The organism is Cohnella yongneupensis, assembly GCF_042655785.1.
Taxonomy (GTDB): Bacteria; Bacillota; Bacilli; order Paenibacillales; family Paenibacillaceae; genus Cohnella; species Cohnella yongneupensis.
This window is the reverse complement of record NZ_JBHSNC010000007.1, coordinates 24266-43507: the sequence shown is the minus strand read 5'-3', so window position 1 is coordinate 43507 and position 19242 is coordinate 24266. Positions and strand designations below refer to the sequence as shown.

General features: G+C 52.5%; 18 protein-coding genes and 1 riboswitch. Of the genes, 12 read left to right on the top strand and 6 right to left on the bottom strand.

Features of this window, described 5'->3' with window-relative positions; all coding sequences use genetic code 11:
- Nucleotides 1-28: 28 nt before the first annotated feature.
- Complete coding sequence (locus ACFPQ4_RS02300) at nucleotides 29-3853, bottom strand: response regulator (protein WP_378110110.1); 3825 nt, start codon at nucleotides 3851-3853, stop codon at nucleotides 29-31.
- A gap of 158 nt (nucleotides 3854-4011) precedes the next feature.
- Here ACFPQ4_RS02300 and ACFPQ4_RS02295 point away from each other — a divergent pair, with 158 nt between their 5' ends.
- The gene (locus ACFPQ4_RS02295) at nucleotides 4012-4305 is read left to right on the top strand and encodes a response regulator transcription factor (RefSeq protein WP_378110109.1); all 294 of its coding nucleotides are present in this window, start codon (nucleotides 4012-4014) and stop codon (nucleotides 4303-4305) included.
- 9 nt (nucleotides 4306-4314) lie between these two features.
- On the opposite strand, the gene ACFPQ4_RS02290 is transcribed toward ACFPQ4_RS02295, so the two are convergent.
- Both ACFPQ4_RS02290 and ACFPQ4_RS02285 read right to left on the bottom strand, forming a co-directional pair.
- A complete protein-coding gene (locus tag ACFPQ4_RS02290) occupies nucleotides 4315-5562 on the bottom strand; it encodes a sensor histidine kinase (protein ID WP_378110108.1) in 1248 nt (415 codons plus the stop codon).
- Nucleotides 5563-6234, bottom strand: a complete 672-nt coding sequence (locus tag ACFPQ4_RS02285) for a response regulator transcription factor (RefSeq protein ID WP_378110107.1) — start codon at nucleotides 6232-6234, stop codon at nucleotides 5563-5565.
- Between the two features lie 186 nt (nucleotides 6235-6420).
- Here ACFPQ4_RS02285 and ACFPQ4_RS02280 point away from each other — a divergent pair, with 186 nt between their 5' ends.
- The 6 genes from ACFPQ4_RS02280 to nrdF all read left to right on the top strand — a co-directional run bounded on the left by ACFPQ4_RS02280 (nucleotide 6421) and on the right by nrdF (nucleotide 12758).
- Nucleotides 6421-7044 (top strand): HD domain-containing protein, encoded by a 624-nt coding sequence (locus ACFPQ4_RS02280; RefSeq protein WP_378110106.1) that lies wholly within the window; start codon nucleotides 6421-6423, stop codon nucleotides 7042-7044.
- Nucleotides 7045-7047: 3 nt separating this feature from the next.
- Entirely contained in the window at nucleotides 7048-7632 is a 585-nt protein-coding gene (locus ACFPQ4_RS02275) for a GNAT family N-acetyltransferase (RefSeq protein WP_378110105.1), read from the top strand.
- A 4-nt stretch (nucleotides 7633-7636) separates the two neighbouring features.
- Complete coding sequence (locus ACFPQ4_RS02270; protein WP_378110104.1) at nucleotides 7637-8695, top strand: phosphotransferase; 1059 nt, start codon at nucleotides 7637-7639, stop codon at nucleotides 8693-8695.
- Nucleotides 8696-8954: 259 nt separating this feature from the next.
- Nucleotides 8955-9155, top strand: a riboswitch (cobalamin riboswitch).
- A gap of 176 nt (nucleotides 9156-9331) precedes the next feature.
- Nucleotides 9332-9691: a class Ib ribonucleoside-diphosphate reductase assembly flavoprotein NrdI gene (nrdI, locus tag ACFPQ4_RS02265; protein ID WP_378110103.1), complete on the top strand. Its 360-nt coding sequence runs from the start codon at nucleotides 9332-9334 to the stop codon at nucleotides 9689-9691.
- A complete protein-coding gene (nrdE, locus tag ACFPQ4_RS02260; RefSeq protein ID WP_378110102.1) occupies nucleotides 9678-11762 on the top strand; it encodes a class 1b ribonucleoside-diphosphate reductase subunit alpha in 2085 nt (694 codons plus the stop codon). The genes nrdI and nrdE overlap by 14 nt, the downstream gene beginning before the upstream one ends.
- Nucleotides 11763-11798: 36 nt before the next feature.
- Nucleotides 11799-12758: a class 1b ribonucleoside-diphosphate reductase subunit beta gene (gene nrdF / locus ACFPQ4_RS02255; protein WP_378110101.1), complete on the top strand. Its 960-nt coding sequence runs from the start codon at nucleotides 11799-11801 to the stop codon at nucleotides 12756-12758.
- Nucleotides 12759-12774: 16 nt separating this feature from the next.
- On the opposite strand, the gene fumC is transcribed toward nrdF, so the two are convergent.
- Together fumC and ACFPQ4_RS02245 are read right to left on the bottom strand one after the other, a co-directional pair.
- Nucleotides 12775-14163, bottom strand: coding sequence for a class II fumarate hydratase (fumC, locus tag ACFPQ4_RS02250; RefSeq protein ID WP_378110100.1), 1389 nt, complete (start codon nucleotides 14161-14163; stop codon nucleotides 12775-12777).
- 181 nt (nucleotides 14164-14344) lie between these two features.
- Nucleotides 14345-14680 (bottom strand): YqzG/YhdC family protein, encoded by a 336-nt coding sequence (locus ACFPQ4_RS02245; protein WP_378110099.1) that lies wholly within the window; start codon nucleotides 14678-14680, stop codon nucleotides 14345-14347.
- A 165-nt stretch (nucleotides 14681-14845) separates the two neighbouring features.
- Here ACFPQ4_RS02245 and ACFPQ4_RS02240 point away from each other — a divergent pair, with 165 nt between their 5' ends.
- The 3 genes from ACFPQ4_RS02240 (at nucleotide 14846) to ACFPQ4_RS02230 (ending at nucleotide 16697) form a co-directional block, all read left to right on the top strand.
- The gene (locus tag ACFPQ4_RS02240; RefSeq protein WP_378110098.1) at nucleotides 14846-15670 is read left to right on the top strand and encodes a DUF3221 domain-containing protein; all 825 of its coding nucleotides are present in this window, start codon (nucleotides 14846-14848) and stop codon (nucleotides 15668-15670) included.
- Between the two features lie 174 nt (nucleotides 15671-15844).
- Nucleotides 15845-16447: a DUF3990 domain-containing protein gene (locus tag ACFPQ4_RS02235; RefSeq protein WP_378110097.1), complete on the top strand. Its 603-nt coding sequence runs from the start codon at nucleotides 15845-15847 to the stop codon at nucleotides 16445-16447.
- Nucleotides 16440-16697 carry a hypothetical protein gene (locus tag ACFPQ4_RS02230; protein ID WP_378110096.1) on the top strand — a complete coding sequence of 86 codons (258 nt, stop codon included), beginning with the start codon at nucleotides 16440-16442 and terminating at the stop codon, nucleotides 16695-16697. Before ACFPQ4_RS02235 ends, ACFPQ4_RS02230 begins: the two co-directional genes overlap by 8 nt.
- 66 nt (nucleotides 16698-16763) lie before the next feature.
- On the opposite strand, the gene xerS is transcribed toward ACFPQ4_RS02230, so the two are convergent.
- Nucleotides 16764-17852 (bottom strand): tyrosine recombinase XerS, encoded by a 1089-nt coding sequence (xerS, locus tag ACFPQ4_RS02225; protein ID WP_378110095.1) that lies wholly within the window; start codon nucleotides 17850-17852, stop codon nucleotides 16764-16766.
- Nucleotides 17853-17921: 69 nt separating this feature from the next.
- On the opposite strand from xerS, the gene ACFPQ4_RS02220 reads away from it, so the two are divergent.
- Both ACFPQ4_RS02220 and modA read left to right on the top strand, forming a co-directional pair.
- Entirely contained in the window at nucleotides 17922-18173 is a 252-nt protein-coding gene (locus ACFPQ4_RS02220; protein WP_378110094.1) for a hypothetical protein, read from the top strand.
- A 134-nt stretch (nucleotides 18174-18307) separates the two neighbouring features.
- A complete protein-coding gene (gene modA / locus ACFPQ4_RS02215; protein WP_378110093.1) occupies nucleotides 18308-19096 on the top strand; it encodes a molybdate ABC transporter substrate-binding protein in 789 nt (262 codons plus the stop codon).
- The last annotated feature ends 146 nt before the right edge of the window (nucleotides 19097-19242 follow it).

Below are 19242 nucleotides of genomic sequence, written 5' to 3'. Positions count from 1 at the left end.
CTATTATAACTTGCCGGTTCTTGTTCGTCTAATAACTTTTTTGTCGATTATATGCACTCATTTGCATAATTGTACGGTCAGCGGAGCTAGCTAGATTCCCTAGTTGTTCGTCGCCGTTCTGGCCAAGTTTTAGCGCTTGCTCGAGCGCCGTGGCCGCATGCTGCAAAGCCGTCGCGCCTAAGTGTCCGGAAGCGCCGCTTAGCGAATGGGCGAGACGGATGGCATGTTCGAGATCTTGCGCGGATAAGCTCGTCCGTAGCTGTTCCGCGACGTCCGAATATTGCGCGACGAACTTCTCGAGCAGTTGCGCATAAAGATTCTTTTTGCCGGATAAGCGGCTGAGCGCAAGTCCGACCTGCAGTTCGGGCGTATCTTCCCAATGGGTAGACTCCTCGGCGGCCACACGCAAGGTCTCGTCGCCGGCAGACGGCTCTGCTGGCTTGTCGGACAGCCAGCGGGAGAGGGAGGCGTACAAGGTGTCAGGATCTATGGGCTTAGTAACGATATCGTTCATACCCGAGGCGATACATTTCGCGTGCTGTTCCTGGGTAACGTCAGCCGTAAGCGCAATGATTGGCAATTGCGCTGCGTTAAATTGCTCCCGGAGCTTCAAAGTCGTCTCGTGTCCGTCCATTTCCGGCATATGCAAGTCCATGAGCACGACGTCCGGACGTTTCGTCATTGCAGCGATAATCGCTTCGCTGCCGCTGCTAGCTAACTGTACGCGGTAACCGTTCTGTTCCAACAATTGTCGCGCGACAAGACGATTGATCTCTTGATCGTCTACGACGAGAATGTCGTATGGAGCCGCATTCGGAACGGGGCCAACTGACTTATCCGCGATAGCGGCGACGGCTTGCGGTTCCGTCCGATCCGCTTCGAACGTCAAAAATTGAAGCATCCGACGAATTTGCTTCGAAGTCGAAGGTTTGATTAATACGGCATCCGGCCTCAGTTCGTCAGGCACATGCTGCAGCGCATCGCGTCCAAGCAGCGTAGTAGAGGAAACGACTTTTACGCCATACGCATCCAACTGCGACATCCACTCGGCCCAAGTCTCCTCGCCATGCATGTCCCCGGCTTCCATATCGATAATCGCGACGTCCCATCTCCGGAGCTCGAGCAGTTCTTTGGCTTCGTCCCAACTGCCGGCGACCGAGCAGTCGCAGCCCATCGACTCGAGCATCATACGCCAGTTATGCGCGACTAACGGATGATCTTCAAGTACGAGCACATGGCAACGAATAGTATTCGAGGTTACGTCAATAGAAGCGGATTTCGCCAACTCAAAACGCAACGAGAACGTGAACGTACTGCCTACGAGATGGGTGCTCGACACCTCGATTTTGCCGCCCATTTTCTCGACAAGCGTATGAGAAATGACGAGACCGAGCCCTGTACCGCCATACTTACGGCTTGTTTTGTGGTCGGCTTGCACGAACGGCGTGAACAGCTTGCTTCGTTGTTCCGGCGTCATTCCGATACCAGTATCGCTAACCGTGAAGGTTAAGTTCGCCATTCCGTCCGAGTGATCGTTCATCGTGACCTGCAACTCGATCATGCCCTGGTTCGTGAATTTAATCGCATTGCTTCCCAAGTTAAGCAGAACCTGCTCTAGCCGGGTAGGGTCGCCTATAAGCTCCGCGGGAATGCGAGGGTCTGCATGTATGATAAAGTCTACTGGCTTAGGACCAAGCAGGACGGAAAACATCCCGCTAAGGCGCATGAGCGACTCTTCAAGTCGGAAAGTCACATGCTCTAATATTAATTTATCGGCTTCAAGCTTCGAGAAATCAAGAACATCGTTCAGAATGTGCAGTAAATTGTGAGAAGAGTCGGATATTTGGCGCAAATAGTCTTGTCCGATGTCCGAAATCTCCGACTTTTGGAGTAGGTACGTTAGCCCGATAATCCCGTTAAGCGGAGTACGGATCTCGTGGCTCATCCTCGCGAGGAAGGAGCTTTTCGCTTCGTTGGCATCGTCGGCGGTTTCTTTGGCTTGCATGAGCTGCCGCTCGATCGTCTTCTGATCGGTAATATCGCGAACGATCGTCGAATAGAACGTCTCGCCGCCATCGTTGGTATGATGGGCGACGACGGTCATCGAAGCGTATTGGATTTCGCCGTTATCTCGGACGAATTCAAGCTCGCTCTGCCAAAAGCCCATTTCTTGCGCGAGGGTAAGGCCGTCGGCGAACCGGATGGCGCTAGTAATCGATAAGTACATGTTCAGCTGATCGTTCTCGTCATTCAGGGATTCAATGCCTAAGAATGCTAAGCCGGCCTGATTCACGTAAAACATGCGTCCGCTCAAATCGAACGAACCGATCAGATCGTGTGCGCTTTCCATAATCTCTAGCAACCGCGTATTCGTTTCGACCGTCAGCTTAATATCGCTTATGTCTCGGGCAAGCAAAACGTAACCTTTGATCGTGCCATCCGGGTACCGCATGATGTTCGGAATGATCATCACGAGCAATTTTCTCCCGTCCCGGCTTCGCCAGCTCCATTCCGCGGCAGGAGGTAGTCCGTTAAGGGTAAGCGCGAACAACACCGATTCGTCCGGGTTCAGCGGTAATTTGAGTAGCTCCGCGTATTGTTTGGCCCGTTGTTGCAGTTGCGCGGAATCGTACCAGTCCGTCAAGGCGCGCTTGCCGAGCACCTCTTGTTCCGTATACCCTAGCATTTCTTCCGCATGCGTGTTGAACGACGTAACGTTATAGTTCGCGTCCGTAACGATCATCGCGAATTTGTTATGGTCGATAAACGTCTGAAAAGGTTCAAGCAGATCGCGCAAATTTTCGGTCATCGTATTGACGGAGCTGGCGAGCAAGCCGAGCTCGTCCATGCTTTGCAACGGGACTGGCGGCGTATGTAAGTCTCCGGAGGCCACCTGCTGCGTAACGGTAACGATTTGTTTAAGCCGCTTCAATATGACCCGGCTCGTGAACAAGTACAGAATCGTACCGAGCACTAGTTCCGCTATGCCGATGAATAGGATGTTCATCCACAGCGTGCTCCGTAGCGGCGCCTCGAATTCATGCTTGGAGACGGAGAATACGGCGTACCAGTCATAGCCCGGCACTTTCATGTAGAACATCTTAAGCACTCTGCCAAACAGCTCGACATCGCCAAAACCCTTTTCGCTGTTGCGGATTCGTTGCGCGAACGCTAAAGTGCCCGGATCGTCCTTGACATAGTTACGCTTCAAGATTAACGACGGATCCTTGGAATAGTGAAGGAGGTTCGTCTCCTTGTCGATGAGCGTAATGGCGCTGTCTTTGTACTCTTTGTTTTTCACCGTAATCAAATTGCCGAATAACTCAACCGAAGGAACCGCGACCGCGGCCACTTCTTTAACGACAAAGCTCGGACTGTTTTCTTCGTACATAGGAACGAAAAGCCAGACGATCGGCTTGCCTGACGCATCGAGCACGGGATCCGATATGCTGCTGATGCCCATGAGCGCGCTCCGGTAAGCCGGGAACGAGGCGACCTGTATCGTTCGTCCGTCCGCCAACGACAAGGTCCCGGTTCGATTGACGATGCCGTAATAAGCATACTGTCCCCTGGAACTCGCGACATTCGCGGCTAGCGCCCGAAGCTTCGAATCAAGCGTGCCCGTACGGACGCCGCTGGTCTCCGTCAGCACTTCGGCTTCGTGCAATCGGATCGATAACAGGGTGTTCAAGTTCGTGACAGTGTTCGTCAAATCGTTCATGCTCTGATGCTCGAGCTGGAGATTCATCCGCTTATTGGAGATCTCATAATTGATAAGACTCATCGTGATGAAGGATAAACCGTTCGTGATGATTAGGAAGATGGCGATCTTGAAGCGAAGCGAGCGGAACATGTGCGAATCGCACCTCCAACGATGATCTATGAGTTATTTTCATATCTAACACATACCCATTACGGAAAGATGCTAACATTTTCTGCTTATCCTAACAAGAGACAACAATCGACCGAATCGTACGCGAATCGAAAATATAAAGTCGGAGGAAAGCGTATATGCTGACGAATGTGATCCAATGGGAAGTTGCGAGCATGGCGGATGAGAAGTCGGGGCTTGCCGTTAATAAATTCGGGGAGCGTTACGGGTTAACGGCACGGGAAACCGAGTTGTTTCGCGCGCTCGTACTGTTCGGGCTTAGAAACGAGGAAATCGGAGCGATGTTCCATATTGCGCCGAAGACGGTTAAAAATCATATGACCTGCATGATGGGGAAGACGAGGACGCATTCGTCCCGCGAGCTTCAAGCGCTGTTCTTGCGCTTTGTCCTTAATCAGCAGGCCACAAATTAGGGGATGGAATTAGGTTCGCGGTGTAACCGACACGGAAACCGGAATGCGGACAGCCATAACGGCGCCGCCTTCGGTACGGTTGCTAGCCGTTACGGAGCCTTGGTGCATCTCCACGATTTTGCGAACGATCGATAGGCCAAGCCCGCTGCCCGTGCTGCTGCCCGAGCGAGTGCGCGCTTTGTCTACTTTATAGAACCGTTCGAACAGATGGGGAAGATGCTCCTCGGGAATGCCGATCCCGTTGTCCGCGATTTCGATGCGATAGCCGCTTGGCTCCGTCGTAACGCGAATCGAGATCGTGCCTCCAGCCGGCGTGAACTTGATGCTGTTGCCTAATAGATTAATCCACACTTGGTCGAGCAATTCTTCGTCCGCTATTATCGTAAGCGGAGGGAGGTCGATGTCGATTTCGATATTTTTGTCCTGCCATAACGGCTCGCATGAAAGCACGATTCGGCGAATTTGCCGATCAAGGCGATACGTGCGCGGCTCGAACGGATGATGCTTGGATTCAAGCGACGTTAATTTCAGCAAGTTATCGCTAAGCCGCGATAGACGCAAGCTTTCAAGCTCGATAATTTCCAAATAGTGTTTGCGCGTTTCCGGCGGCAACCGATCGTCTTGCAAGGCGCGGGCAAAACCGCTGATCGACGTAAGCGGCGATTGGAATTCGTGCGAGACGTTCGAGATGAACTCTTGCCGCATTCGTTCCATCTCTCCGAGCGCCGTCGCCATTTGATTGAAGTTTTTTACGAGTACCCCCATGGCGCCCGTGTGCCGCGGATCGAAGTCAAGCTTCACTTCGAAATCGCCTTTAGCCATTCTGCGCATCGCAGCCATCCAGACGACGAACAAGTTAATTTGATGACGGCCCGGATCGAAGATCAACCGGACTAACGTGATAATCGTACCGAAAATAACCATCATCAGAACGACGGTAAGCAGTTGTCGGCCTAACGTGTCGCTATAAGCAGGGAACCACTCGTCGTAAATGAGCGACATAATCCAATCGGCGAGCATGAAGTTAACCAGCATGACGAGATAGAGCATCGTCAGACCGAATAAAATCCACCTGATCGGCGGCCTCGGCAGCTTGAATTTCGTTTTCTTGTCGATCGTGATGCCGCTAGCTGAATGCGTTCGCAAAATTTCTTCGTAATAAGCCTCGTGTTCTTCGTTCATCTGCGTATGTCTTCTAAGATGACCTTCCTTAATCCGGCGGAAGGGACCGCGCGTGTTGCCGTCCTTGTCGCTCATCTAGTTCGCCTCCAACCGATAGCCAAGCCCGCGAATTGTAGTAATGCGGATTCCGCTCTCCTCTTCGCCGAACCGTTCGCGCAGCCGTTTGATGTGCACGTCTACGGTTCGCTCGTCGCCTTCATAATCGTATCCCCATATTTGCTCGATCAACTGTTCGCGCGAGAATGTCTTGCCCGGATAGCTTGCCAGCTTGAACAGCAACTCGAATTCCTTAAGCGGTAACGTGAGCTTATCGTCCCCGGAAATGACTTGGTACGTTTGCCTGTCAAGCTGGATTCGGCCGATCGTTACTTGCTGCGAGGTAGATATTTTATAACGTTTCAGTAGTGCCTTGACCCTCGCGACGAGTTCGACGGGCTCGAACGGCTTAACCAAGTAATCGTCGGTGCCGAGCGCGAAGCCTTTGACCTTCTGGGTCGTTTCACCCATGGCCGTAAGCATTAGCAGCGGCATATCGTACAGGTCCCGCAATTCGCGGCAAAGCTCGAACCCGTCCATCTCCGGCATCATAATATCTAGAACGACCAAGTCCGCAGGCGTCTTCTCCAATTGCTCGAGCGCGTCGACGCCGTGGATCGCTTCCATGACCGTAAATCCTTCTTGCTTAAGGAACACGCCGACCAGCTCCCGAATGTGCGGATCGTCGTCTACTACGAGTATCGTCGTCAAGCGGTTCATCTCCCTCATGTTTCATCATAGGTACATTATGTCTTTGTTGGACGTCTTTTTCTACCTTGAAAAGCATGTTCCATACCGACATAATGACGCACGGTTATGAACGGAATATGAACGGCTCCGGGAAGCATGGTACAATAAGGAAAACGCTTGCTATTAAGCCTTATAAGGAGACAACGCATGCCCGAGCAATGGAATAACGAACGATTGAGTGGACAGATCGCCTTCTTAACCGAAATCGACAAGTTGAAAAACGTGCTGAGAAAGACGTTCATTCTCGACAGTAGCCGATTGGAAAATACAGCCGAGCATAGCTGGCATGCATCGGTAATCGCGATGCTGCTTATCGAGCACGCCAACGAGCCGGGGCTCGACTTGAACAGGATCGTTCGCATGCTTCTGTTGCATGATATCGTGGAGATAGATGCCGGCGACACGTTCGCTTACGACACGCAAGGCTACGAAGACAAGGCGGAGCGGGAGCAAGCGGCGGCGAACAGGCTGTTCGGCATGCTGCCGGCGGACCAAAGGGACGAGTGGATGGTGCTATGGCGGGAATTCGAGGATGGGGAAACGAGGGAGTCTCAATACGCCGCGGCGATCGACAGGCTGCATCCGGTCATCAACAACTACTATACCGGCGGCTATAGTTGGCTTAAGCACGGAATCGTTCGCTCGCAAGTCGTGAAACGATTGTCGATCGTTTCATCCGTATCGGACACGCTATGGCAATTCACGCTGGAAATCCTTCAGCGCGCGGTCGATCAAGGCTTGTTGTTGGACGATCCTGTCAAGGGGGAATAACAAGTGCCTCATCTATATGGCGACACCATTAAGTTAAGGGAATATCGACGAGAAGATTTGCCTTGGATTCGGATGTGGGTGAACAATCCTGAGATCGTCAGCTACTTGTCCGATATATTCTTGTATCCTCACACGCAGCAATCGACGGAAGAGTTTCTCGAGTCGATGCTCGAGGGCAAGCCGGACGGCCGCGGCTTCGTCATCTGCGAACCGGGTTCGGAGCAATACATAGGTAATGTCAATCTGGACTCGATCGATTGGAAGAACAGAGTCGGGTCGATAGGCATCGTCATCGGCTCACCCGAATATTTGGGCCTCGGAATCGGTACGGAAGCGATGAAGCTGCTCGTCCGGTTCGCTTTCCTCGAGTTGAATTTGAACCGACTGGAGCTCCAAGTGTACGACTTCAACGAACGCGCCTACCGGAGTTACATCAAATGCGGATTCGTGGAAGAAGGACGATTGCGACAACGCCTCTATAAGAACGGAAGATACGCAGACGTTATCCAGATGGGCTTGTTGCGCTCGGAGTGGGTAGATGAACGCGAGAACGGCGATCTAAGCAAGACGAGGGAGAAGAGAGAGTAGAACGATGCCTTACGATAATGTGCTCGCGCAATATTGGCCACAGGGCGGATGGACGATCGCAGAGGGACAGTCGGGATGGAACAATACGACGCGTTACGTGGACGCGGACGGTCGCAAGTGGGTGTTGCGTATATATGAGACGCATCGCGAAGGTGACAAGGTTCGATTTGAACATGCTGTCCTACGAGCGCTGAACGGCATGTCATTGCCGTTCTCCGTGCCTTGTCCGGTCGACGCGGTTAGCGGGGATACTTTTGTAACGACGCGCGACGGTTCCGATCGTCTCGCATGCGTGTTTCCTTATTTAGTTGGCGAACGGCCTCCGCAGGGGGATGTCGATACGGCGTTCGCCATTGGCGAAGCGGCTGCCCAACTTAGCATGGCGCTTGCTCGGTTACAAGATGCGGTCGATTTAGGCGAACCTAACTATCCGCCGTATTATGAGCTCGATAAGACACATCCGATGTGTACGCCGGAGCGGGTTGCGAATTTCTGCGCTTCTCCGCCCGAAGCGTTCGCCGGGGAAGCGGGACGGTTGCGTGCGATCGGACAAGCGCTCGCCGAGATGGGCGCCGCGCTTCCGCGGCTCCGCGAATTGCCGCATCAGCTCATTCATGGCGATATTAACCATTCCAATCTGCTCGGCCATCGCAACAACATTACCGCGGTGCTCGATTTCGAGTTTTGCACGCGCGATGTCCGCGCGATGGAAGTCGCCGTTATCGTCGCGGGATTATTGTTGGAAGTTAACGACGAAGAAGACCAACCTTGCGACAACGAAGAAGAGAGCGACGACGTACGGCTCATCGCATCCGTGCTTAACGGTTTCGGCGCCAACCTCTCGTTAACCTATGCGGAGGCGAAGGCTATCCCGTTGCTTGCCCGGCTGCGCAAACTAGACGTTTTTTTGCACTTCCTAGGCCGATATTGGGATGGCGTTGACGAGCCTCAAGTATTACTAACGCAGCTACGTTCTACCGCAACGGGTTTGAAGCGGTTAATCGCGATAGAGGATCTGTTAAGGACATACTGTCTCGACTATTTAACGACGTTGAATAAGTAGTGGGCGCAAGTGTCGATCGATGATGAATGTTGTTCGAACTTTCTCTCAACAAAAATAGGTGTCCATTCGTACGGGTACACTAGGAATTGATTAACGGAATTAATGATCGGCCGCGAGCCCGCAGGAATGCGGGAATTCGGCTTTTTTGTTGTTTATTTCGTGCAATAGAAGCGCTGCCCATGACTATAAGACTAGAGCGGAATCTCGTAGAAAGACCCTTGACAATCACTATATATTGACGTACATTTTAGCTTATCAACTACATATCGATTGAACAGGTGATTTTCCGTTAGCCTAGGAAAAGCTTAATAGGGAAGCCGGTGAGAAGCCGGCGCGGTCCCGCCACTGTAAGGGAAGAGCGTCGTTCACACAGCCACTGGACATCCAAGGGATCTGCCGGGAAGGCGAACGACCGCGAAGAAGCCCAAGCCAGGAGACCTGCCTGTTCGCTGATAACAGTTCCCTACGGATGATGGGGAAGATGTTCGTACCGTCTAGATGTCGGCGCTCGCGATTCGCTCGCGAGACTCGCCGCTTGCTAGGACGTATCGGATTCTTCTGTCTCCGATGCGTCTTTTTTTGTCGGATCATCCCGGGGGAACTTGTCGAATGTAGTCATTGGAGGGAGAGAACGGAATGTTGATCGCTTATGATTCGCGCACGGGCAACGTGCGCCGTTTCGTGAAAAAGCTTGGTTTACCCGCCGTTCAGATCGAGGCGGATATGAAGCTCGACCAGCCGTTCATTCTCGTTACGTATACGACCGGGTTCGGCCAAGCGCCGGACAAGGTACTATCTTTTCTACAATCGAACCACCCGCGCATGAAAGGCGTCGTCGCCAGCGGCAATCGCAACTGGGGCGAAGGCTTCGCGCGCAGCGCGGACAAAATTTCCGCTTTATACGCAGTCCCCGTGCTCGGCAAGTTCGAGCTTTCCGGCACGCAGAGGGACGTCGAACATTTTCAACAGGAGGTGAGCCTCGTTGCGGCATATTGAATTGAACAACTTATTGATGCAACACGGCCCGGACGGGTTTTTCCAATTGGAGCAAGATCGCGAAGCCGTTCGCGAGCTCATGAAAGAAATCGACGCCAAGAGCGCGAAGTTCGCCACCCACACGGACCAAGTCCGCTATATGGTCGATAACGATTATTACGAGAACATATACGATACGTACAGTGAGTCGTTCGTGGAGAGCGTCTACAAGCTCACGAACGGCTACAAATTCGAATTCGCTTCATATATGGCCGCATCTAAATTTTATACCGACTATGCGATGCGCTCGAACGACAGATCCCAATACCTGGAAAGCTACGCGGACCGCGTGGCGATCGTGGCGCTGTACTTGGGACGCGGAGACGAGGCTACCGCTAAAGTGCTCGCATCTTCCATGATGGAGCAACGCCTGCAGCCGGCGACGCCGACGTTCCTGAACGCGGGCAAAAGCCGCCGCGGCGAGATGGTCTCTTGCTTCCTGCTCGAGATGGACGATTCGCTTAACTCGATCAACTACGTGCTCGGCACTTGCATGCAGTTATCCAAGATCGGCGGCGGAGTTGCCGTCAACTTGTCCAAGCTGCGTGGACGCGGCGAGTCGATCAAAGGCGTAGAAGGCGCGGCCAAAGGTATTATGCCGGTGCTGAAGCTGATGGAAGACGCGTTCAGCTACGCCGACCAGATGGGACAGCGCAAAGGATCGGGCGCAGCCTACTACAATATTTTCAGCTGGGACGTCATTGAATTCCTCGATAGCAAGAAGATCAACGCCGATGAGAAAACGCGTCTCAAGACGCTGTCGATCGGGCTTATCGTTCCGAACTTGTTCTACAAGCTCGCGGAGGAGAACAAGCCGCTTCACGTTTTCGCGCCGCATACAGTGTACAAAGCATATGGCGTCCATCTGGACGATATGGATATCGACGGCATGTACGAGACGTTGCTCGCCGACGATCGCGTGAAGAAGAAAGTCGTCATGAGCGCACGCGACATGCTCGTTAAGATCGCGATGACGCAGCTCGAGTCCGGCTATCCTTACATCATGAACAAGACGAACGCGAACAACGCGCACGCGCTTAAGGGCCTCGGCCAAATCAGGATGTCCAACCTGTGCACGGAAATATTCCAGCTGCAGGAGACTTCGGAGATCGGCGATTGGGGACAGTCTAGCACGATTCGCCGCGACATTAGCTGCAATCTGGCTTCGCTTAACATCGCGAACGTTATGGGACTCGGTAAGCTAAAGGAATCCGTACATGAAGGTATAACGGCACTCACGGCCGTCAGCGACATGAGCAGCGTTCAGAACGCTCCGGGCGTCGCCAAGGCGAACCGCGAGCTGCATTCCGTCGGACTCGGTGCGATGAACTTGCACGGCTTCCTTGCGAAGAACAAGATCGCATACGATAGCGCGGAAGCGAAGGACTTCGTCCGCACGTTCTTCATGATGATGAATTTCCACTCGATCGAGCGCAGCATGGAAATCGCCCGGGAGAAGGGAGAGACGTTCGCGGGCTTCGAGAAGTCCGACTATGCGAGCGGCGTCTACTTCGATCGTTACTTGCAGGAAGATTTCCGTCCGGTATCGGACAAAGTGAAGGCGCTGTTCGTAGGCATGGAAGTACCATCCGCCGCCGATTGGGCAAGTCTGAAGCTCGACGTGCAGGAGTACGGCTTGTACCATGCTTACCGTCTCGCCATCGCGCCGACTCAAAGCATCTCGTACATTCAGAACGCTACGTCTAGCGTAATGCCGATCGTCGAACCGATCGAAACGCGCACGTACGCGAACTCGACTACGTACTATCCGATGCCGTTCATGAGCAAGGACAACTTCTTCTTCTACAAGTCGGCCTATCGCATGGATCAATTCAAAGTGATAGATCTGATCGCCGAAATCCAATCGCACGTCGACCAAGGCATCTCTACCGTACTGCACGTCAACAGCGACGTTACGACGCGCCAATTGGCTAGATACTATATTTACGCGGCTCGCAAAGGCTTGAAGTCGCTCTATTACACGCGGACGAACCGTCTCGCGGTGGAAGATTGCATTAGCTGCTCGGTGTAACGGGCGATCGGCAACATCCGGAAGGGGAGAGACGCGTTGGCTGCGATCAAAGCGGTGAACTGGAATAAGCAAGAGGACGATTTTACGAAGACGTTCTGGGATCAGAACATTATGCAATTCTGGACGGACGACGAAATTCCGCTCTCCGACGACAAAATGTCATGGATGAACTTGAGCGAAGCTCAGCGGGAACTATACATGAAAGTGCTAGGCGGATTGACGCTGCTCGATACGATCCAAGGCGGCGTCGGCATGCCGCGCATACTCGAGCACGTCGAAGGGCTGCAGCGCAAAGCGGTTATCGGCTTCATGGCGATGATGGAGCAAATCCACGCCAAGTCGTACAGCAGCATTTTCACGACGGTGTCGACGAACGAAGAGATCGAGGCGGTATTCCGCTGGGTAGAGAACAACCCTTACTTGCAGACGAAGGCGGAGACGATATCCGCTTACTATAAGTCCATCGACTCGAAGAAGAGTCTGTACTTGGCGATGGCCGCGTCCGTACTGCTAGAGAGCTATTTGTTCTACAGCGGGTTCTTCTATCCGCTATACTTGGCCGGCCAAGGGAAAATGACGAGCAGCGGCGAGATCATCGACCTTATCCTGCGCGACGAGAGCATTCACGGCTTGTACGTTGGCGTCTTAGCGCAGGAAGTGTATGCCGAGCTTGATGCGGATGAACAGGACGAAGCCTACGAGACGTTCCAAGGGCTGCTTCAGTTCCTTCACGAGAACGAAGAACGTTATGCCGACCAACTGTACGCGGACGTCGGACTAGCCGAAGAAGTGAAGAAGTTCATGCGCTACAACGCGAACAAGGCGCTTATGAATCTCGGTCTCGATCCGGCGTTCCCGGAAGAAGACATTAATCCGATCGTGTTGAACGGACTAAGCACGCGCACGAAGCAGCACGACTTCTTCTCGAAGAAGGGCAACGGATATATTCGCACCATTCACGTCGAACCTTTGACGGACGACGATTTCGTCTTCTAATTAATGACGTTAATGATCATTCTTTCGGATGGATCATCAGCTCCGGTCTGACAATTTCATCATATTGCTCTTCCGTTAACAAGCCGCTCGCCAGAGCGGCTTGTTTGAGCGTTAAGCCGTTCTTATGCGCGGTTTTGGCGATGGCGGCCGCATTCTCGTAGCCGATGAGCGGGTTAAGCGCTGTGACGAGCATGAGCGAGCGGTCGAGATGGTCTTGAATGACCGATACGTTCGCCTCGATCCCGATCGCGCAGTTGTCGTTGAAGGAAATCATCGCGTCGGACAGCAATCTTGCGGACTGAAGGAACGCGTTCATAATGACCGGCTTGAACACGTTCAGCTCGAAGTTACCCTGGCTAGCCGCGAAGCCGATCGTGACGTCGTTGCCGAGTACTTGCGCCACGACCATCGTCATCGCTTCCGACTGGGTCGGGTTCACTTTGCCCGGCATAATAGAGCTGCCCGGCTCGTTCGCCGGAATCGACAGCTCGCCGATGCCGCTGCGCGGTCCACTGGCTAACCAGCGTACGTCGTTGGCGATCTTCATCAGGTCGGCTGCGAGCGCTTTGAACGCGCCGTGCACGTAGACGAGCTCGTCGTGGCTCGTAAGCGCGTGGAACTTGTTCGCAGCGGTGACGAACGGGTGGCCGGTCAGTTCGGCGACCGTCTCCGCTACTTTCAGGCCGAATAGCGGATGCGCGTTAATGCCAGTGCCTACGGCGGTTCCGCCGATCGCCAGCTCGAGCAAGCTAGCCGCGCTTTGCGAGATCATCTGCTCGGTTTTCTCCAGCATGCGCGACCAACCGCTGAACTCCTGGCCGAGCGTAAGCGGCGTCGCATCCTGCAAATGCGTTCTTCCGATCTTGATAATGTCGGCGAATTGCCGGCTTTTGTCTTCTAACGTCGTTCTAAGCTTGCGAATGGCGGGAAGCACTTGCTTCACGGTAGCGTCGTACGCAGCGATATGCATGGCGGTCGGGAAAGTATCGTTCGAGCTCTGCGATTTGTTCACGTCGTCGTTCGGATGGATGCGCTCGCTGCTGCCTTGCGCAGCCAATTGCTCGTTAGCAATGTTCGCGATCACTTCGTTCACGTTCATGTTCGTCTGCGTTCCGCTGCCCGTCTGCCAGACGGCGAGCGGGAAGTGCTCGTTCATCTCACCGGCGATAATGCGGTCCGCCGCGGCTACGATCGCTTGCGATTTCTCCTCGCTAAGCTTGCCAAGCAGTCTGTTCACGATAGCGGCGCTTTTCTTTAGAATAGCGAAGTCGGCAATAAGGGCAGGCGACATTTTCTCCGTGCCGATTTTGAAATTTTCGAGGCTGCGCTGCGTCTGCGCGCCCCAACGTTTGTCCGCCGGCACTTTGATTTCGCCCAGCGTATCTTTTTCAATGCGATAATCCATAGGGCACCTCTTGTAGGGGTAAGTTCGTTCCTTTAATCTATTCGTATCTTATTCAATCTAGAGGAGGTCTTAAGATGTCCGCGTCCGCACAATGGTCTGCCAACCGTATCGTTCCCATTTTACGGATTTTCGACGAAGCGAAAGCCAAAAGCAACCGGTTGCACTTTTATGAACGGCTGAACTAACGCGACGTTTCTTCGAATTCGATCGCCAATATGCGGTCGGATGATGTCTCGAACCTGATCGTAACGAATACGCCGAACTCTCGTGTATTGCTGCGCAACCAAAGCTTGAATTTTTCTTCCGCGATTCCGGGCGAAAGCTGTCTGCGGCCGACGTGCAAATAGTCTACGATCGGCAAATGGTAGCGTTCAATCGTTACCTGCATGGCGATACGGCCCCATTTGGCGTATTCGGGCGGTTGAATAGCCGCGGATGCGGTCATGCTGTTAACGGAGCCGCACGCGCCGAATAGAAGCCCGAGGATCAATATTCCGTTGCGGATTGCGGAGAACATAGCTTCACCTTCCTTAAATCGCGATTTTGCATAGCTATGATTCCCAGTATCTGCCGACTCTGCTGCGCCTTATTCGCGCTTTGTCCGAATGCGAGCAACATTTCAAGGCTTTCAAGCGTTTGGGTATATAGAACCTATCCGCTGAAGCAGGGGAGGAACGACCCCGTGAACAAACCATACGCACGCGGTTGGATATTCGTAGTCGTCGTAGCCATGCTGTTCGTCCTCGCAGGATGCGGCAACACGGGCAAAGACATTAAGCAGCTGGACCAAGCGGAAAGGGATCGATTGCCGGCGGAGCTTTCGCATCTATCGGACGTCTATGCCGCCTATGGTGTGCATATGCGAAGCTCCTATTCGACGAACGATGTAGTGATCGTTGAAGTTCTTAAGACGCAGAAGCCATGGGAGACCCTCACGGATGAGGAGACGGACCGCTTAAAGCAAGCGATATATAATAAAATCGGCTATGCATTCGCGCTCCGTATCGATTCCTTCGCCATACCGGCCAAAGCCGATATCACAGGAAAGATTACCGCGCTCGACGGAAGACGCGTGCTTATCGTCGGCGATGCGGCGAGTGGCAGCAATCCGAGCGCAATGTGGGTGACTTTCCCGCCCGCCATGACGGAAGAGCTCAAAATCGGGTATAAAGTGAATGCATGGAGCGACGGAATGGTTATGGACAGCTATCCGGGTCAGACGAGCGGGGTTCAGTTGCAGGTCGTTGATTTCGATGTTGGAGACGGGGATTTACAAGGCGAGATTACGGCACTGGATCTTGATCAACCGAATAGCGAGAACAACTACATCGAAGTCGATCACGTCAAGCTCCGCGTGCTGCCCATAACGATTTATCAATGGAATGGACAGACGGGAAACAGGGCAAATGTGAAAATAGGTTCCAAAGTTCAAGCATGGACGCTGAGGTACGAGATTACGCCGGACACGAGATTCGCGTCGCAAATCAATGTTATTACGTCGAAATAAGTTACAGGGATCGTCTTCGCGGCGGTCCTTTATTTTATGACATTAATTATCCTTTAATCTGCCGTCTCGCATTGAGTTAACATCAAATATATTATGTCAACCAAGTGGTGGTAAAATCTATCAACCCCTGTATAATAGGAACATCGCGTTCGTATTATCAGCAACCGCTTGGAGGTGCCCGACATCTCGATCGAAGTCGTATTTCCCGCCAAAGTCTATCACGGCACGCTGGACATTTTCCTGGACGGATTTAAAGCACAATTGCTCAATTCAAGCTATTGGAAACCGAATCGAGACTTCGGTAGAGGCTTCTATACGACGATCTCGATCGAGCAGGCGAGAATGTGGGCACGCGCGATGCAAGATAAGCTGAATACCGGCAATCCTTGCGTACTCGAAATCGCTTTGTTTCCGGATCGTCTTCCTAGTCAGCCTAGTTATCGGATCTTTACGGGCATATCGCTCAACTGGGCGCAATATATTTATGAGCACCGAACCGTTGCGGTAGACGCGCCCGATCCATGCTCCGTTCACGCGGATATTATAATCGGTCCGATGGCCGATGCGGATACTGGTAAGATTGTGGCAAATGGAGTAAAATTAAAGAAGAACGCCGATTGGTTTATGGACAAGATTACGCGTAACCACGCCAATCGCCGGCTAGATTCGCTTAAGCTAGGCAATCAAATCGCGTTCGGTTCCGAATCGCTCGCTCCGATGCTGCAGCTATCCGGGTATGAAATCTATCAAGGAAAAAGGTGGCGATCCCATGGCTAATCGTCCCAAGCTTAACGCTTACGAGAAGGCAATCGTCGATCAACTGCAGCAACGTTACGGATATAGCGCGGCGGTCGCGCGCGACATTCTCGAAGAATATCGGCCGGTTCTCGGCTTAATCGGCGGTTATCCGATGGCATCGGATTACGCGGAATATTTTCATCTGGCGAAGCAGGAGCGCCGTACCGGCAAAGAGTGGATGAACGCCATTCTTAAACGCAGGGAAGAAGCGGCCGCGCTCGCTCAATAAACGAACGAAACCACTCCTTTATCGGAGTGGTTTTTATTAGGAATCGGTTTATTTTTGCGACTTTCATTATTTCGAATCGTTCTGCCTTTTGTCGATCGCTTCCGCCATCGTCTTATCCGTTAGATGGGCGTAGATTTGCGTCGTCTCCGGCGAAGCGTGGCCAAGCTGCTCCTGCGTCTTGTACAGGTCATTGCTTAAGTAATAGTCGGTCGCGAACGAATGTCGCAGCTTATGGACCGACAAGTAGGGCTTGCCGAACCGTTTCGCGTATTTGATAACCATCTCTTGAATGGCGCGCTTCGTCATTCGGGCGCCTTCTTTTTTGCCGTTGGCGATCGCCAGGAACAACGCTTTCTCACGCTTCGGCGCCTTATAACGCGTCTCGCGCTGGCTCATATATTGCTCGAGGTCGGCGATCGCGTCGCTGCGGAAGTAGACCGGCGTCTTGAACGTATCGTCGTTTTTACCTTTACGGAACACGTATACGAGCCGTTTTTTGAAGTCCACGTCGTCGACGTTTAGGTTTACGAGCTCGGAGACGCGCAGGCCGGAGTTGAGGATCAAGCTCACGATGCTGCTGTCGCGAACGTGATTGAGCTCATGGGCGTAGATCGCTTGTTTGTTCGTTGCGACGTCATGGGCGTAATCATGATTAATGTAGTTAATGAATTCGATGATTTCTTGTTCCTGCAGCAGCTTGCCCTCTAGCTTAGCGGCCGTATCTTTCGGCTTCTGCGTACGTTTGACCGACACTTTGGCCATGACGTTGCGCTTTAAGAGCGGGTAGAAGTTGTCATCCTCGGCGATTTGGCTTAAATAGTGGAATAGCGATCTAAGCGAAGAAAGCTTGCGCGAAATCGTCGTCCGCGTATTCGCGTTATCCCGCTTCGTCGCCAGGTGCATGCGGAAGTTGTCGATGCTGTCCATGTGCAGCCGTTCAAGGTCCTCGATCGGGATCGTGCTCATCCGGTCCGCCGCGGTCAAGCCTTCGGCCATGAGCCAAGATAGGAACTTCTCGTAATCTCTCGCGTATTCGAGCAAGGACGAGGGAGATAAGTCCGGCAGCTTATAATTCATGAACTTCTCGACGTACCAGGGCAAAGTCGGGATGCGCTTGTCGAGTTCCTCGCGATCGCGTATTTTTTGCAAATTCATCGTGTCACCTCATAAGTGCTTTACGAGCAAGTAGCTGTTATTTGAATGGTTATAAGGAGGAAGAGCGTAATGAACTGGACTTATGTAGCCGGTATCGCCATGGTTATCGCCACGCTCGGAGCGATGTGGCAGCGAAGATGGGTACCGCTCGCATTATACGCGTTGGCGGATCTACTATTCGCTTACGAAGTCGGGCGCGATAACAACGGGTGGAACGATCTAGCGGATCTCGCGACATTAATCGTAATCGTCTTGCCGATCTACGTGATTGGCACGGCAATCTGGTTAATCATGAACTACCGCGACAGATACCGGAAGTAGTGACTCAGGTGTTTTAATCGAAAGACAAATGATCGGTTTAGCGGTATTGTCGTAGGTATCTATGGTCATTATTGTAACATAAGCCAATCGAACGATTACTTGAAATTTAGGAAGGGTGGGCGATCAGTGGAATCATGAACAGCAGGATGAAAAATAGGTTTTGGATCACGTTACTTGTCGTTGCGCTCACGTTTGCGTTAACGGGATGCGGCAAGGATAATGAGACGGTAAAATTAACGGTTTCCGCCGCGGCTAGCCTAACCGATGCGCTGACGGAAATCCAGAAGCAGTACGAAGCCTCGCATGACCGCGTGAAAATAAAGTTCAATTTTGCGGCTTCCGGAACGCTGCAGCAACAGATCGAACAAGGGGCGCCCGTCGACCTGTTCATTTCCGCAGCCGCTAAAAACATGAATGCCTTAGTAGACAAGCAGTTGATTGCGGAGGACGAGCATACGAATTTATTATCGAATTCGTTAGTCGTCGTTACGCCGGTGGATAGCAAAATAACGATTGCAAACATGGCAGACTTGTCGCAAGACGGTGTCAAGCAAATCGCGATCGGCATTCCGTCAAGTGTTCCGGCAGGCAACTACGCCCAACAGGCGTTAACGAAGGCCGGGTTGTGGGAGGCCATGCAATCAAAGACCGTCCAAGCCAAAGACGTTCGCCAAGTGCTGCAGGACGTAGAGACGGGCAACGTGGACGCGGGGTTCGTCTACAAGACGGACGCGTTAACGTCAAAGAAATCAAATATCGCCTTTAGCGTCGATCCAGCTTCTTACGATTCGATCGTCTATCCGATCGGTATCGTAAAGGCGACGAAGTACAGCGATGAGGCAAAAGACTTGTACGCCTACTTGCAATCGAAGGAAGCGATGGACATTTTTCTGAAATACGGCTTTGAGCTTCCGACGAAGTGAGTAATAATAAAAATTATGTCAACCGATTGATCGAAAAAGAAAAATTAACCCGTACAAACGAGAATAGGAGATATTGCTGATCGTAGATGCCAATTATTCCCGAATATTGTTTGCTCGGACATTGAAATAACCTGATTTCCACGGGA

What these genes read in the sequence shown, in the direction of transcription:
- xerS (WP_378110095.1), bottom strand. Translation starts at nt 17,852, where the DNA reads ATGAATTTGCAAAAAATACGCGATCGCGAGGAACTCGACAAGCGCATC.
- nrdI (WP_378110103.1), top strand. Translation starts at nt 9,332, where the DNA reads ATGTTGATCGCTTATGATTCGCGCACGGGCAACGTGCGCCGTTTCGTG.
- ACFPQ4_RS02245 (WP_378110099.1), bottom strand. Translation starts at nt 14,680, where the DNA reads ATGTTCTCCGCAATCCGCAACGGAATATTGATCCTCGGGCTTCTATTC.
- ACFPQ4_RS02295 (WP_378110109.1), top strand. Translation starts at nt 4,012, where the DNA reads ATGCTGACGAATGTGATCCAATGGGAAGTTGCGAGCATGGCGGATGAG.
- ACFPQ4_RS02290 (WP_378110108.1), bottom strand. Translation starts at nt 5,562, where the DNA reads ATGAGCGACAAGGACGGCAACACGCGCGGTCCCTTCCGCCGGATTAAG.
- ACFPQ4_RS02270 (WP_378110104.1), top strand. Translation starts at nt 7,637, where the DNA reads ATGCCTTACGATAATGTGCTCGCGCAATATTGGCCACAGGGCGGATGG.
- fumC (WP_378110100.1), bottom strand. Translation starts at nt 14,163, where the DNA reads ATGGATTATCGCATTGAAAAAGATACGCTGGGCGAAATCAAAGTGCCG.
- modA (WP_378110093.1), top strand. Translation starts at nt 18,308, where the DNA reads ATGAACAGCAGGATGAAAAATAGGTTTTGGATCACGTTACTTGTCGTT.
- ACFPQ4_RS02300 (WP_378110110.1), bottom strand. Translation starts at nt 3,853, where the DNA reads ATGTTCCGCTCGCTTCGCTTCAAGATCGCCATCTTCCTAATCATCACG.
- ACFPQ4_RS02220 (WP_378110094.1), top strand. Translation starts at nt 17,922, where the DNA reads ATGAACTGGACTTATGTAGCCGGTATCGCCATGGTTATCGCCACGCTC.
- ACFPQ4_RS02230 (WP_378110096.1), top strand. Translation starts at nt 16,440, where the DNA reads ATGGCTAATCGTCCCAAGCTTAACGCTTACGAGAAGGCAATCGTCGAT.
- ACFPQ4_RS02280 (WP_378110106.1), top strand. Translation starts at nt 6,421, where the DNA reads ATGCCCGAGCAATGGAATAACGAACGATTGAGTGGACAGATCGCCTTC.